The 12,918-nt window shown below is 56.7% G+C and carries 12 protein-coding genes; 6 read left to right on the top strand and 6 right to left on the bottom strand.

All coding sequences use genetic code 11. The features are described from left to right. Positions 1-39 precede the first annotated feature (39 nt). The 3 genes from AC0TOY_RS11835 to AC0TOY_RS11845 form a co-directional block, all read right to left on the bottom strand. Positions 40-1,947 carry a DNA topoisomerase III gene (locus AC0TOY_RS11835; RefSeq protein WP_024908566.1) on the bottom strand — a complete coding sequence of 636 codons (1,908 nt, stop codon included), beginning with the start codon at positions 1,945-1,947 and terminating at the stop codon, positions 40-42. A gap of 4 nt (positions 1,948-1,951) precedes the next feature. Next, entirely contained in the window at positions 1,952-2,995 is a 1,044-nt protein-coding gene (selD, locus tag AC0TOY_RS11840; RefSeq protein ID WP_370883854.1) for a selenide, water dikinase SelD, read from the bottom strand. Between the two features lie 116 nt (positions 2,996-3,111). Next, positions 3,112-3,663: an NAD(P)H nitroreductase gene (locus AC0TOY_RS11845; RefSeq protein ID WP_157188971.1), complete on the bottom strand. Its 552-nt coding sequence runs from the start codon at positions 3,661-3,663 to the stop codon at positions 3,112-3,114. Positions 3,664-3,830: 167 nt separating this feature from the next. Here AC0TOY_RS11845 and sppA point away from each other — a divergent pair, with 167 nt between their 5' ends. The 4 genes from sppA (at position 3,831) to chiD (ending at position 8,903) form a co-directional block, all read left to right on the top strand. Then, positions 3,831-5,687: a signal peptide peptidase SppA gene (sppA, locus tag AC0TOY_RS11850; RefSeq protein WP_473721875.1), complete on the top strand. Its 1,857-nt coding sequence runs from the start codon at positions 3,831-3,833 to the stop codon at positions 5,685-5,687. A gap of 63 nt (positions 5,688-5,750) precedes the next feature. Further along, entirely contained in the window at positions 5,751-6,767 is a 1,017-nt protein-coding gene (ansA, locus tag AC0TOY_RS11855) for an asparaginase (RefSeq protein ID WP_008500705.1), read from the top strand. 9 nt (positions 6,768-6,776) lie between these two features. Beyond that, positions 6,777-7,418 carry a bifunctional nicotinamidase/pyrazinamidase gene (gene pncA, locus AC0TOY_RS11860; protein WP_023327146.1) on the top strand — a complete coding sequence of 214 codons (642 nt, stop codon included), beginning with the start codon at positions 6,777-6,779 and terminating at the stop codon, positions 7,416-7,418. 222 nt (positions 7,419-7,640) lie between these two features. Then, the gene (gene chiD / locus AC0TOY_RS11865) at positions 7,641-8,903 is read left to right on the top strand and encodes a chitinase ChiD (protein WP_473721876.1); all 1,263 of its coding nucleotides are present in this window, start codon (positions 7,641-7,643) and stop codon (positions 8,901-8,903) included. Positions 8,904-8,963: 60 nt separating this feature from the next. Here chiD and AC0TOY_RS11870 read toward each other — a convergent pair whose 3' ends face one another. After that, the gene (locus tag AC0TOY_RS11870; protein WP_148769063.1) at positions 8,964-9,242 is read right to left on the bottom strand and encodes a YeaC family protein; all 279 of its coding nucleotides are present in this window, start codon (positions 9,240-9,242) and stop codon (positions 8,964-8,966) included. A 41-nt stretch (positions 9,243-9,283) separates the two neighbouring features. After that, positions 9,284-9,697 carry a peptide-methionine (R)-S-oxide reductase MsrB gene (msrB, locus tag AC0TOY_RS11875; protein WP_048990774.1) on the bottom strand — a complete coding sequence of 138 codons (414 nt, stop codon included), beginning with the start codon at positions 9,695-9,697 and terminating at the stop codon, positions 9,284-9,286. 340 nt (positions 9,698-10,037) lie between these two features. On the opposite strand from msrB, the gene gapA reads away from it, so the two are divergent. Together gapA and AC0TOY_RS11885 are read left to right on the top strand one after the other, a co-directional pair. Then, on the top strand, positions 10,038-11,033 hold the full coding sequence (gene gapA, locus AC0TOY_RS11880) for a glyceraldehyde-3-phosphate dehydrogenase (RefSeq protein WP_014831506.1): 996 nt from the start codon (positions 10,038-10,040) through the stop codon (positions 11,031-11,033). A gap of 72 nt (positions 11,034-11,105) precedes the next feature. Beyond that, positions 11,106-11,990 (top strand): D-hexose-6-phosphate mutarotase, encoded by an 885-nt coding sequence (locus AC0TOY_RS11885; protein WP_024908574.1) that lies wholly within the window; start codon positions 11,106-11,108, stop codon positions 11,988-11,990. Between the two features lie 78 nt (positions 11,991-12,068). Here the strand turns inward: AC0TOY_RS11885 and AC0TOY_RS11890 are convergent, their stop codons facing one another. After that, complete coding sequence (locus tag AC0TOY_RS11890; protein ID WP_024908575.1) at positions 12,069-12,815, bottom strand: MipA/OmpV family protein; 747 nt, start codon at positions 12,813-12,815, stop codon at positions 12,069-12,071. Positions 12,816-12,918: the final 103 nt, after the last annotated feature.

The raw sequence follows: 12,918 nt of genomic DNA on the forward strand, positions 1-12,918 counted from the left end.
CGGCCCTCTCCCACAGGGAGAGGGAGAAAACCGGGCGTATCAGGCCGCGCTTTTCTTCTTTTTAAACGGTTTCTTCGCACCCGCGCCTGGTGCAACCATCCCTCTGAAGCGCTTCACCGGCGTGCTGCGCGCCTGATCGATCAGCTGGTAAAGCGTCCCCACCAGCGGCTGCATAAAGTCCTGATAGCGGCACTGCTTCTCGCTGATCTGCGTCAGCACCGATTCCCAGTGCGCGGTCATGTCCGGCCTGGCGGCCAGCTCCGGCAGGGAATGAATCAGCGCGCGGCCCGGCTCGGTCGAATGGATATAGCGCCCCTTTTTCTCAAGAAAACCGCGCTTAAAGAGCAGCTCGATGATCCCCGCGCGGGTTGCTTCCGTACCCAGACCGTCGGTGGCGCGCAGGATCTTCTTCAGATCTTTATCCTGCACAAAGCGGGCGATCCCGGTCATCGCCGACAGCAGCGTCGCATCGGTGAAATGGCGCGGCGGCTGGGTCTGACGCTCAACCACTTCGCCCTTCTCGCACAGCAGTTCGTCATCTTTAGCAACCACCGGCAGCGGCGTGCCGTCGTTCTCCTCGTCACGCTCTTTGTTCCCCAGCAGCGTGCGCCAGCCTGCTTCTGCAAGGAAACGGGCTTTAGCAATAAATTTCCCTTTCGCGATTTCCAGTTCGATTACGCATTTGCGGAACACCGCGTCCGGGCAGAACTGCATCAGGTACTGACGGGCGATCAGGTTATAGACCTTCGCTTCGTTGTCGGTCAGGTTGACGCTGCTGGCACGCGCCGTCGGGATAATCGCGTGGTGGGCGTCCACCTTTTTATCGTCCCAGCAGCGGTTATGGGTGTCCGGGTTCACCACCGGCTGCGGCAGGAGATCCGGCGCGTGCACGCTAATGGCGTTCATCACCGAATGGCGTCCGGCAAAGTGCTCTTCCGGCAGATAACGGCTATCCGAACGCGGATAGGTGATGAGCTTATGGGTTTCATAGAGCTTCTGGCAGATATCCAGCACGTTCTGCGCGCTGAGGCCAAAGCGCTTCGCGGCCTCAATCTGCAGGGCCGACAGCGAGAACGGCAGCGGCGCGGGTTCTGATTCCCGTTTATCGTTATAGCTGGTGACGATAGCGGGCTGCCCGGTAATGCGGTTAACCACATGATCGGCCAGCGGACGATGGAGCAGGCGCCCCTCTTCATCCTGATAGGATTCGCAGGCATCGCTCGGCTGCCAGACGGCGGTAAAGCGTTCGTCTTTAGGCGTGACGATATGCGCTTTCACTTCAAAAAAATCTTTGGCGACGAAGTTCTCAATCTCTTCGTCACGACGCACGACCAGCCCCAGCACCGGCGTCTGCACACGCCCCACTGAAAGTACGCCCTGATAGCCCGCATTACGCCCAAGAATGGTGTAGGCGCGGGTCATGTTGATGCCGTACAGCCAGTCGGCGCGGGCGCGGGCTAAAGCCGAGACGCACAGCGGAATAAACTCGCTGTTGGCGCGCAGGCGCGAAATGGCTCGCTCCACCGCCTGCGGGTTAAGGTCGTTGATCAGGCAGCGCTGCACCTGCTGGCGCTTTTCCGGCGCCAGCTCCAGATAGTCCAGCACCTCATCCACCAGCAGCTGCCCTTCCCTGTCCGGGTCACCCGCGTGCACGATTTCAGCCGCTTCATGCAGGAAGCGCTTGATCACGTTCAGCTGTTTGGTGACCGAAGGCCGGGGCTGCAGGCGCCATTTTTCCGGCACGATGGGCAGATCGTTTAAATTCCAGCGGGCGTAGCGGCTGTCATAGACATCCGGCTGTGCCTGCTCAAGCAGGTGACCGATACACCAGGTAACCACCTGCCCGTTACCGCATTCGATAAAGCCGTCGCCTTTGCGATGCGGCTTAGGCAGCACGTCGGCGATGGCACGGGCCAGGCTCGGCTTTTCGGCAATAAACAACCGCATCGAATTAACGGATCTCAATCATCGGTCGGCCACCGCGCGCGGTCACCAGCTCGCCGATCGCCGTCAGGGTGATGCCGAACTCGGCGGCGGTCGCCTGAACGTCAGCTTCTGACTCCGGCGTCACCGCCAGCAGCAGGCCGCCGGAGGTTTGCGGATCGCACAGCAGGTTGCGCCACTCCTCAGGCATTTCGCCCATCAGGTGACCGTAGCTGGCGAAGTTGCGCTGGGTACCGCCCGGGACCGCGCCCTGAGCAATATAATCCTCCACGCCCGGCAGCTTCGGCACGTCCTGATACCAGATCTGCGCCTGCACGCCCGCGCCCTGACAGACCTCAGAGAGGTGTCCCAGCAGACCAAAACCGGTGACGTCGGTCATCGCCTTCACGCCGTCGATATTGGCGAATGCCGCACCGGCGAGGTTCATCTGGCACATCACTTCCGTAGCCAGACCTTTGTGCTCGGGCTTCAGCAGGGACTTTTTCTCGGCGGTGGTCAGCACGCCAATGCCCAGCGGCTTGGTGAGGAACAGCTTGCAGCCCGCCTGCGCGGTGCTGTTGCGCTTCACGCGTTCGGTCGGCACCACGCCGGTGACGGCCAGGCCGAAGATCGGTTCAGGTGCATCAATAGAGTGACCGCCGGCCAGCGCAATTCCCGCCTGCTGGCAGGCAAAACGGCCGCCATCAATCACTTCACGAGCCACTTCCGGCGGGATGGTGTTGATCGGCCAGCCCAGAATGGCAATCGCCATGATCGGCTTCCCCCCCATGGCGAAGATATCGCTGATGGCGTTGGTGGCCGCAATGCGACCGAAGTCGAACGGGTTGTCGACAATCGGCATAAAGAAGTCGGTGGTGCTGATAATACTGGTGCCGTTACCTAAGTCATAAACTGCAGCATCGTCACGCGTTTCGTTGCCGACAAGCAGGTTCGGGTCGACAAACTTCGCCTGTTCACTGTGCAGGATGGTCTCCAGCACTTTCGGGGAAATTTTACAACCGCAACCGGCTCCGTGGCTGTACTGCGTTAAACGAATGGTTTGCTCGCTCATGGACGTCTCCTGTCATCTCAATCGCGCTATGGTAGCGCTCATTCCATAAAGAGGTAAGTATGACTGTCTGAATTCTGCGGCAGATGCTCAGAATCCAGACAGTTTAGCGTGCGTTATCAGAAACGGCTGACGAAAGGCGTGGTGTCCGGCACGCTGATGGTGCTGGAGGCTTTAAGCTGCGGGGTACCGAGGTAGAGGAAGCCGACAATTTTGTCATGCTCACCGCAGCCAAAACCGTCCCGGACCACCGGGCTTTCGGTCAGCGGGCCGGTGCGCCAGATACCGTTGAAGCCTTGTGCGACAGCGGCCATTTGCATCGCCATCACCGCACAGCCTGCGGACATTTCCTGCTCCCAAACCGGCACCTTATGGTCGGCCTGGCATTTTGCCACGACGGTGACGATCATCGGCGCGCGGAACGGAGCATTGCGCGCCTTGTCGATCCCTTTCTCATCCTGCCCGGCGGCCACCGCCCCCTGCTCCAGCAGTTGACTGAAACGATCGCGGCCTTCGCCTTCAATTACAAAGAAGTGCCATGGCTGCAGTGTGCCATGATCGGGGGCACGCATGCCGGCACGCAGAATGTTCTCCAGCTGCTCGCCTGCCGGGGCAGGTTCGGCCAGACGGGAAGCGCTACGGCGGTTAACAAGCAGTTCGAGTGCGTCCATTGGTTAACTCCTTTCTTGAAATTTACTCACAAAATTAACACGGCGGCAGATTTTGTTACAGCCTGGCAGGCGATTCCTGCTGACAAGTGGCGGTTGGGTCATTACGATAACCCAACATTACCGTCCAGTGGCGACGGAAACAGTCATTTTCTGGTTAGGGAGAATACATGCGAACCCTTTGGCGAATCATTGCCGGTTTCTTTAAATGGACGTGGAGACTGCTCAACTTCGTCCGCAACCTGGTGATGAACATCTTCTTCATCTTCCTGGTTCTGGTTTGCGCGGGCATCTGGATGCATATCAGTAACGCTAATCAGGCGCAGCATTCAACGCGCGGCGCGCTATTACTCGATATCACCGGCGTTATCGTTGATAAGCCGTCCACCAGCAGTCGCCTGAGCGTGATTGGTCGCCAGCTGTTTGGCGCAACCTCAGATCGTCTGCAGGAAAACTCCCTGTTTGATATCGTCGATACCATCCGCCAGGCCAAAAACGACCGTAACATCACCGGGATCGTGCTGGATCTGAAAGATTTTGCCGGAGGCGATCAGCCTTCAATGCAGTACATCGGTAAAGCGCTGCGCGAATTCCGCGACAGCGGCAAGCCGGTAATTGCCGTGGGCGACAGCTACAGCCAGGGGCAATATTATCTGGCGAGCTTCGCCAATAAGATCTGGCTCTCCCCGCAGGGTACGGTGGATCTGCACGGCTTTGCCACCAACGGCCTGTACTACAAATCGCTGCTCGATAAGCTGAAGGTCACCACCCACGTCTTCCGCGTCGGTACGTACAAATCTGCCGTGGAGCCGTTTATCCGCGACGATATGTCCCCTGCCGCCCGCGAAGCGGACAGCCGCTGGATTGGTGAGCTGTGGCAGAACTATCTGGGCACCGTTGCCGCGAACCGTCAGATTACGCCTGAGCAGGCGTTCCCTGGCGCGCAGGGCGTGCTGGAAGGCCTGCGTAAGGTTAACGGCGATACCGCGAAATATGCGCTGGATAACAAACTGGTTGATGCCCTGGGCACCAGCGCCGAGATTGAAAAATCCCTGAGCAAGCAGTTTGGCTGGAGCAAAGAGGATAAAAACTACAGCGCCATCAGCATGTATGATTACTCGACGAAAAAGCCGGATGACAGCGGTGACAGCGTCGCGGTGGTCTTTGCCAACGGTGCGATCATGGACGGTCAGGAGACCCCGGGGAACGTGGGCGGCGATACGACCGCGTCACAAATCCGCGATGCGCGCCTGGATCCGAAAGTGAAGGCGATTGTCCTGCGGGTCAACAGCCCTGGCGGCAGCGTGAGCGCCTCCGAGGTGATCCGCGCTGAACTGGCTGCGGCGCGCGCCGCCGGTAAGCCAGTCGTCGTCTCAATGGGCGGAATGGCCGCCTCCGGAGGTTACTGGATCTCAACGCCAGCCAACTACATCGTGGCTAACCCAAGCACGCTGACCGGTTCGATTGGTATCTTCGGGGTGATCAACACCGTAGAGAACAGCCTGGATTCCCTGGGCGTGCATACCGATGGCGTAGCGACCTCTCCGCTGGCGGATGTGTCGGTGACCAAATCTCTGCCGCCGGAAGTCTCTGAGATGATGCAGCTCAGCATTGAGAACGGCTATAAACGCTTTATCACCCTGGTCGCAGACTCGCGTAAAAAAACGCCTGAGCAGATCGACCAGATTGCGCAGGGCCACGTCTGGACCGGTCAGGATGCGAAGAGCAACGGACTGGTGGACAGCCTGGGTGACTTCGATGACGCGGTGAAGAAAGCCGCCGAACTGGCGAAGCTGAAGCAGTGGCATATCGAGTATTACCAGGACGAACCGTCGTTCTTCGATATGGTCATGGACAGCATGTCCGGCTCGGTACGCGCCATGCTGCCGGAGGCGCTGCAGGCTTACCTGCCTGCGCCAGTCGCCACGGCGGCAAAAGCGATGAAGGCAGAAAGCGATAAGCTTGCGGCCTTTAACGATCCACAGAGTCGTTACGCGTTTTGCCTGACTTGCGCTAACGTCCGTTAAAAACCGTCCCCTCTTCCCGCGAAGAGGGGATTTTTTTCTTTTGAAGAACAAGAACTCACTACCATGCAGAAGAAATCGATTTATGTAGCCTACACTGGCGGTACCATCGGTATGCAGCGCTCCGAAAACGGCTATATCCCCGTCTCCGGCCACCTTCAGCGTCAGCTTGCGCTGATGCCTGAATTCCACCGTCCGGAAATGCCTGACTTTACTATCCACGAATACGAGCCGCTGATGGACTCCTCCGACATGACGCCGGAAGACTGGCAGCACATCGCGGATGACATTAAAGCCCATTACGACCAGTACGACGGCTTCGTGATCCTGCACGGTACCGACACCATGGCGTTTACCGCCTCGGCGCTCTCCTTCATGCTGGAGAACCTGAGCAAGCCGGTTATCGTCACCGGGTCGCAAATCCCGCTGGCGGAGCTGCGCTCGGACGGGCAGATCAACCTGCTGAACTCCCTGTACGTGGCGGCGAATTACCCGATCAACGAAGTGTCGCTGTTCTTTAACAACCGTCTGTATCGCGGCAACCGCACCACCAAAGCCCACGCAGACGGCTTTGACGCCTTTGCCTCCCCTAACCTGCAGCCGCTGCTGGAGGCCGGTATTCATATCCGTCGTCTGGGAACCCCTCCGGCGCCGAACACCGCCGGCGAGCTGATTGTGCATCCGATTACTCCGCAACCGATTGGCGTGGTCACCATCTATCCGGGTATCTCTGCGGACGTGGTGCGTAACTTCCTGCGCCAGCCGGTGAAGGCGCTGATCCTGCGCTCCTACGGCGTGGGCAATGCGCCGCAGAACGGTGAATTCCTGAAAGAGCTCCAGGAAGCCAGCGAGCGCGGAATTGTGGTGGTGAACCTGACCCAGTGCATGTCCGGTAAAGTGAATATGGGCGGCTATGCCACCGGCAACGCGCTGGCGCATGCGGGGGTCATCAGCGGCTTCGATATGACCGTTGAGGCAACGCTGACTAAACTTCACTATTTACTGAGTCAGGATCTGGACATTCAGTCCATTCGCAGCGCGATGATGCAAAACCTGCGCGGCGAGCTGACCCCGGACGAATAAGGAGTGCTCATGAAGCAACGCGCCCTGCTACTGGTCGATTTGCAAAATGATTTCTGCGCGGGCGGTGCGCTGGCCGTCGCCGAAGGTGACAGCACCGTTGACGTGGCCAACACGCTGATTGACTGGTGCAAAGCCCGCGGCGAAGCGGTTGTCGCAAGCCAGGACTGGCACCCGGCAAACCACGGCAGCTTTGCCAGCCAGCATAACGTCGAACCTTTCACTCAGGGAGAGCTCGACGGGCTGGCGCAAACCTTCTGGCCGGATCACTGCGTACAGCAGACGGAAGGCGCAGCACTGCATCCGCTCCTGAATCAGAAAGCCATCGACGCGGTGTTCCATAAAGGCGAAAACCCGGCTATCGACAGCTATAGCGCGTTTTTTGATAACGGGCATCGCCAGAAAACGGCGCTGGACGCGTGGTTACGTCATCACGAAATCACGGAGCTGATCGTGCTGGGACTGGCAACGGACTACTGCGTGAAGTTCACCGTGCTCGATGCGCTCCAGTTAGGTTATACCGTCAGCGTCATCACCGACGGCTGCCGCGGGGTGAACATTCACCCGCAGGACAGCGCTCAGGCGTTTATGGATATGGCTGCGGAAGGCGCGACGCTGTATACGCTCGAAGACTGGCTGGAGACGCAGGCTTAGGCCTTTTAAGCCGGGTGGCGGCTGCGCCTTACCCGGCCTACTTCTTTGATTTTGTAGGCCGGGTAAGCGTCAGCGCCACCCGGCAATCCCCCCTCTCCGATCCCCATAAAGTGAACTCCCTCGCATCCTCAGCGAAGCGGCAATGCTATTCTCTTTAGGCTGTTTTTTCGCCACGCCTTTTCCGTGGCGTGGTTAATTTTATTAAGTCAAAGAGGAACTTGTATGAAACGTTTGCCCTTGCTGGCAGCATTACCCTTGCTTTGCGCGTCAGTTGCCTCCGCCAGTTCCATGATGTCCGTGGGCTACTTTAACGGGGGTGGCGATGTCACCGCCGGACCGGGTGGCGATATCAATAAACTGGACGTTCGCCAGATCACCCATCTGAACTACTCGTTTGGTCTGGTCTATAACGACGAAAAAGACGAAACCAACGCCGCGCTGAAAGATCCGGCTAAGCTGCATCAAATCTGGCTATCGCCAAAAGTGGCGTCCGATCTGGCCTTAATCCCCACTCTGCGTAAGCAAAACCCGAACCTCAAAGTGCTGCTTTCCGTCGGCGGCTGGGGCGCGCGCGGCTTCTCTGGCGCAGCGGCAACCCAAGAGAGTCGCGCGGTGTTCATCCGCTCCGCGCAGGAGATTGTCGACAAATATGGTCTGGACGGGATCGATCTCGACTGGGAGTATCCGGTCAACGGCGCCTGGGGGCTGGTGGCAAGCCAGCCTGCCGACCGGGATAATTTTACCGCCCTGCTGAAGGAGATGCGCGACGCGTTCGGGCATAAAAAGCTGGTCACCATTGCGGTAGGCGCGAATGCGGAAAGTCCGAAAAGCTGGGTGGATGTCAAAGCTATCGCCCCCCTGCTCGACTACATCAACCTGATGACCTACGACATGGCGTACGGTACGCAGTATTTTAACGCCAACCTGTATGACTCCAGCACCTGGCCGACGGTGGCCGCCGCGGACAAATACAGCGTGGACTTTGTGGTGAACAACTATCTGGCCGCCGGACTGAAGCCGCAGCAGATGAATCTCGGGATTGGTTTCTATGACCGCGTGCCGAAACGCGCCGTAGAGCCGGGGATCGACTGGACCAAACCGGATGCGCAAAAAAATCCGGTTACCCAGCCCTACTTCGGACCGCAGGAGATCGGGTTGTTCAAGTCACTCGGCTATGACCTGACCAAAGATACCTACGTGAAGTACAACGATATCGTGAAGAAGCTGTTGAACGATCCGCAGAAGCGCTTTACCGAGCACTGGGACGACCAGGCAAAAGTGCCGTGGCTGTCGGTGAAGGGTGCCGATGGCAACGCGCTGTTTGCGATTTCCTATGAGAACCCACGTTCCGTTGCGATCAAAGCGGACTACATCAAAGAGAAAGGGCTCGCCGGAGCGATGTTCTGGGAGTACGGGGCTGATAACAACAATCAGTTAGCGAAACAGCTGGCGGCGTCGCTCGGGATCCCGCATACGCATAAGTAGTAAGACAATCAAGCCCTCTCCCCGTGGGAGAGGGTTGGGTGAGGGCATCAACCCGCACCGTTATTGCATTTTCATCGTCGCAATCGGCTTCGGCGTGATGCCGAAGTCTTCTTTCAGCTCGCGCTTGCTCTTCATTACCATCTGGCCCTGGGTGTCGATCGTCATATGCTGCGCGTCGGTGTTATTGCGCGCCTGCCACAGCATCACCAGCTGCAGGCTGTTCTCTTTTTGCTCCGGGGTCAGCGCGACGCCATCGGGCCATTTTCCCAGCTCTACGGCGGTCACCAGACGCTGATAAATCTCCGGCGTCATCCCGCTAATCATGTCTTCAATATTCACAATCCTGCCCTTTCGAAGGAATAATTTGCTGAATCGTTTTTTCAACCCTTAATCTGGTCGCCATTCTCATCATCGGTGAAGCTCATTGAGGCTGAATTCACGCAGAAACGCTCGCCCGTGGGCTGAGGGCCATCCGGGAAGACGTGCCCAAGGTGCGCATCGCAGTTGCCGCAGCGAATTTCCGTGCGCACCATGCCGTGTGACGAGTCGGTCAGGTAGCGGATGGCCTCATCGCTCACCGGCTCGTAAAAGCTCGGCCAGCCGCAGCCAGAATCAAATTTCGTTTGTGAATTAAACAGCGGCGCATCACAGACCAGGCAGTGGTAGACGCCGTCCCGCTTGTTGTGCAGTAAACGCCCGGTGAACGGCGGTTCCGTCCCGTGATTCTGCGTCACGTAAAACTGCATTTCTGTGAGGTTTTTTTTCAAATCTTCAGGGTTACGTTGGTTCGACATATGCTTACATCTCGCTGTAGAAACAGACATCTTTTAACCCGGATTCTAACAAAACATTAACACCCTTGCGTGCACTTTTGATCTAAACTTATGTGTCGCGAAAAGGCGGTCAGGCAATTGTGATCATGCTCACATTTTTATCCTGCGAGGCCTTTAAAATCCCGGCGCAGCCCCCATATGGGTGCAAGCTCAAAGGGAAAGTGAGGCGAGTCAGTCGCACAAACGTTAGTCACAGGATTGATTTGTCGCAATGATTGACACGATTCCGCTTGACGCTGCGTAAGGTTTTTGTAATTTTACAGGCAACCTTTTATTCACTAACAAATAGCTGGTGGAATATATGACTATCAAAGTAGGTATCAACGGTTTTGGCCGTATCGGCCGTATTGTTTTCCGTGCTGCTCAGAAACGTTCTGACATCGAAATCGTTGGTATCAACGATCTCCTGGACGCTGAATACATGGCGTACATGCTGAAGTACGACTCAACTCACGGTCGTTTCGACGGCACCGTTGAAGTGAAAGACGGCCACCTGGTTGTTAATGGCAAAACCATCCGCGTTACTGCTGAAAAAGACCCAGCTAACCTGAAATGGAACGAAATCGGTGTTGACGTTGTTGCTGAAGCAACCGGTATCTTCCTGACCGACGAAACTGCACGTAAACACATCACTGCGGGTGCGAAGAAAGTTGTTCTGACTGGTCCTTCAAAAGACAACACCCCAATGTTCGTTCGTGGTGCAAACTTCGAAACTTACGCTGGCCAGGATATCGTGTCTAACGCATCCTGCACCACCAACTGCCTGGCACCGCTGGCTAAAGTTATCAACGACAACTTCGGCATCATCGAAGGTCTGATGACTACCGTTCACGCAACCACCGCTACTCAGAAAACCGTTGATGGCCCGTCTCACAAAGACTGGCGCGGCGGCCGTGGCGCGGCTCAGAACATCATCCCATCCTCTACCGGTGCTGCTAAAGCTGTAGGTAAAGTACTGCCAGAACTGAATGGCAAACTGACTGGTATGGCGTTCCGCGTTCCAACTCCTAACGTATCCGTTGTTGACCTGACCGTTCGTCTGGAAAAAGCTGCTTCTTATGAAGAAATTAAGAAAGCAATCAAAGCTGCTTCCGAAGGCGCAATGAAAGGCGTTCTGGGCTACACCGAAGACGACGTTGTATCTACCGATTTCAACGGCGAAGTGTGCACTTCCGTGTTCGATGCTAAAGCGGGTATCGCACTGAACGACAACTTCGTTAAACTGGTATCCTGGTACGACAACGAAACTGGCTACTCTAACAAAGTACTGGACCTGATCGCTCACATCTCCAAATAAGTTGAGATGAGTGCTTGATCCAAAAAGGCGACTTCGGTCGCCTTTTTTATTTATAAGACAGAGGATTGCTTAATGATTAATAAAATTTTTGCACTTCCGGTAGTCGAACAACTTACCCCTGTGCTTTCCCGCCGTCAGATTGACGGTGCCGACGTTATCGTCGTTGACCATCCACGCGTTAAAGCCTCCGTGGCGCTGAACGGCGCCCACCTGCTCTCCTGGAAACCGGAAGGTGAAGCCGAAGGCTTATGGCTGAGCGATGCGACCTCCTTCAAAAAAGGGGCGGCTATTCGCGGTGGCGTACCGATCTGCTGGCCGTGGTTCGGCCCGTCCGCCCAGCAGGGTTTGCCTTCTCACGGTTTTGCCCGTAACCAGCAGTGGACGCTGAAAGCGCACAACGAAGATGACAACGGCGCCGTGCTGACCTTTGAGCTGCAGGCTAATGATGAAACCCGCGCCCTCTGGCCGCATGATTTCACCCTGTATGCCCGCTTTAAGCTGGGTAAAACCTGTGAAATCGAACTGGAAGCCCACGGTGAGTTTGAAACCACCGCAGCCCTGCACACCTACTTCAACGTAGGTGATATCGGCGCAGTGAAGGTGAGCGGTCTTGGCGATACCTTTATCGACAAAGTGGATAACGCCAAAGAAGGTAAACTGAGCGACGGTATACAGACATTCCCTGACCGTACCGACCGCGTCTACCTGCACCCGGAAGCGTGCAGCGTGATCCACGACGGCGCGCTGAACCGCGGCATTGAAGTGGTCCATCATCATCACAGCGACGTGGTGGGCTGGAACCCGGGCCCGGCGCTGTCCGTCAGCATGGCCGACATGACGGATGAAGGGTATAAAACGTTTGTCTGCGTGGAAACCGCCTGCGTGAGCACCCCGCAAAAAGCGAGCGACGAAAAACCGTCTCGTTTAGGGCAGACGATCCGCATTGTTAAGCGATAATCTTACTGCACCACATCAAAGCAAACGGGGCGCACGCGCCCCGTTTTAATGCATCAATTGCACGATATTAGTGCGCAATCAGAACTTGTAGCTCACGCCGACAGAGAAAATACCTGCCCAGGATTTGTCGACCATCGGGCTATCCTTCACTTCGTCGCTCAGACGCTCATAGCGGCCGGTACCGTACACGCTCCAGTCGCCGAGGAAGTTATAGCTCGCGGTCAGCTCCAGGTACGGATCCCAGCCGTCATCTGCGCTGTAGCTCTTCAGACCACTGCGGCGGGACTCGTTTTTAGACACGCCATAGTAATAGTCGTTGTAGTTCTCGCTGTTGTACTGCACACCAATACCCGGCGTCAGGGTCAGACCACCGTTGGTATAACGGTACAGCCACGCCAGATCCCAGATAAAGCCGTTGCTGTTATCGAGCGTATCGCCTGCCAGGGCCGTACGCAGGAAGCCATACTGGGTGTTATGCACGTATGAGAGGCCGGCCATCATCGAGCTTTTGCGCTTGTCGAGCTGGCGAAGCGCGTGGCTGTCGCTGTCACCCGGCTTGAAGTGCGTTGGATCGTAGTAGGCCATGATGGAGAGCTTATCGGCCGTATCGTTCCAGAGATAGTAGCCGCCGCCGAGCCCGCGGAACCAGACGTTATCGCCTTCATAGGTGATAACGGGAACAGGATAAACGTCACGGTCATACTGTTTGTACGGGCTGTTAATGACGCCAACACCCGCGCCAACCGTCCACTGACTTTCCGCCTGTGCGGTGTTCACTGCGGTCGCGGCAAGGATGCCTAATGCCAGAAGTTTGAGTTTGGTCACAATCCATTCTTTCCTGTAGTCAAATAATCAGCGGATGAAGTGTAACCGCCATTCCCGTACATCCCAAAATTTTTTGCCTGCTAATCAGCCTGATTAACCCATT

This window comes from Enterobacter sp. PL_is379, assembly GCF_055817355.1.

Bases quoted from the DNA above. Each gene is read 5' to 3' on its own strand.
- AC0TOY_RS11835 (WP_024908566.1), bottom strand. From the start codon at position 1,947: ATGCGGTTGTTTATTGCCGAAAAGCCGAGCCTGGCCCGTGCCATCGCC.
- selD (WP_370883854.1), bottom strand. From the start codon at position 2,995: ATGAGCGAGCAAACCATTCGTTTAACGCAGTACAGCCACGGAGCCGGT.
- AC0TOY_RS11845 (WP_157188971.1), bottom strand. From the start codon at position 3,663: ATGGACGCACTCGAACTGCTTGTTAACCGCCGTAGCGCTTCCCGTCTG.
- sppA (WP_473721875.1), top strand. From the start codon at position 3,831: ATGCGAACCCTTTGGCGAATCATTGCCGGTTTCTTTAAATGGACGTGG.
- ansA (WP_008500705.1), top strand. From the start codon at position 5,751: ATGCAGAAGAAATCGATTTATGTAGCCTACACTGGCGGTACCATCGGT.
- pncA (WP_023327146.1), top strand. From the start codon at position 6,777: ATGAAGCAACGCGCCCTGCTACTGGTCGATTTGCAAAATGATTTCTGC.
- chiD (WP_473721876.1), top strand. From the start codon at position 7,641: ATGAAACGTTTGCCCTTGCTGGCAGCATTACCCTTGCTTTGCGCGTCA.
- msrB (WP_048990774.1), bottom strand. From the start codon at position 9,697: ATGTCGAACCAACGTAACCCTGAAGATTTGAAAAAAAACCTCACAGAA.
- gapA (WP_014831506.1), top strand. From the start codon at position 10,038: ATGACTATCAAAGTAGGTATCAACGGTTTTGGCCGTATCGGCCGTATT.
- AC0TOY_RS11885 (WP_024908574.1), top strand. From the start codon at position 11,106: ATGATTAATAAAATTTTTGCACTTCCGGTAGTCGAACAACTTACCCCT.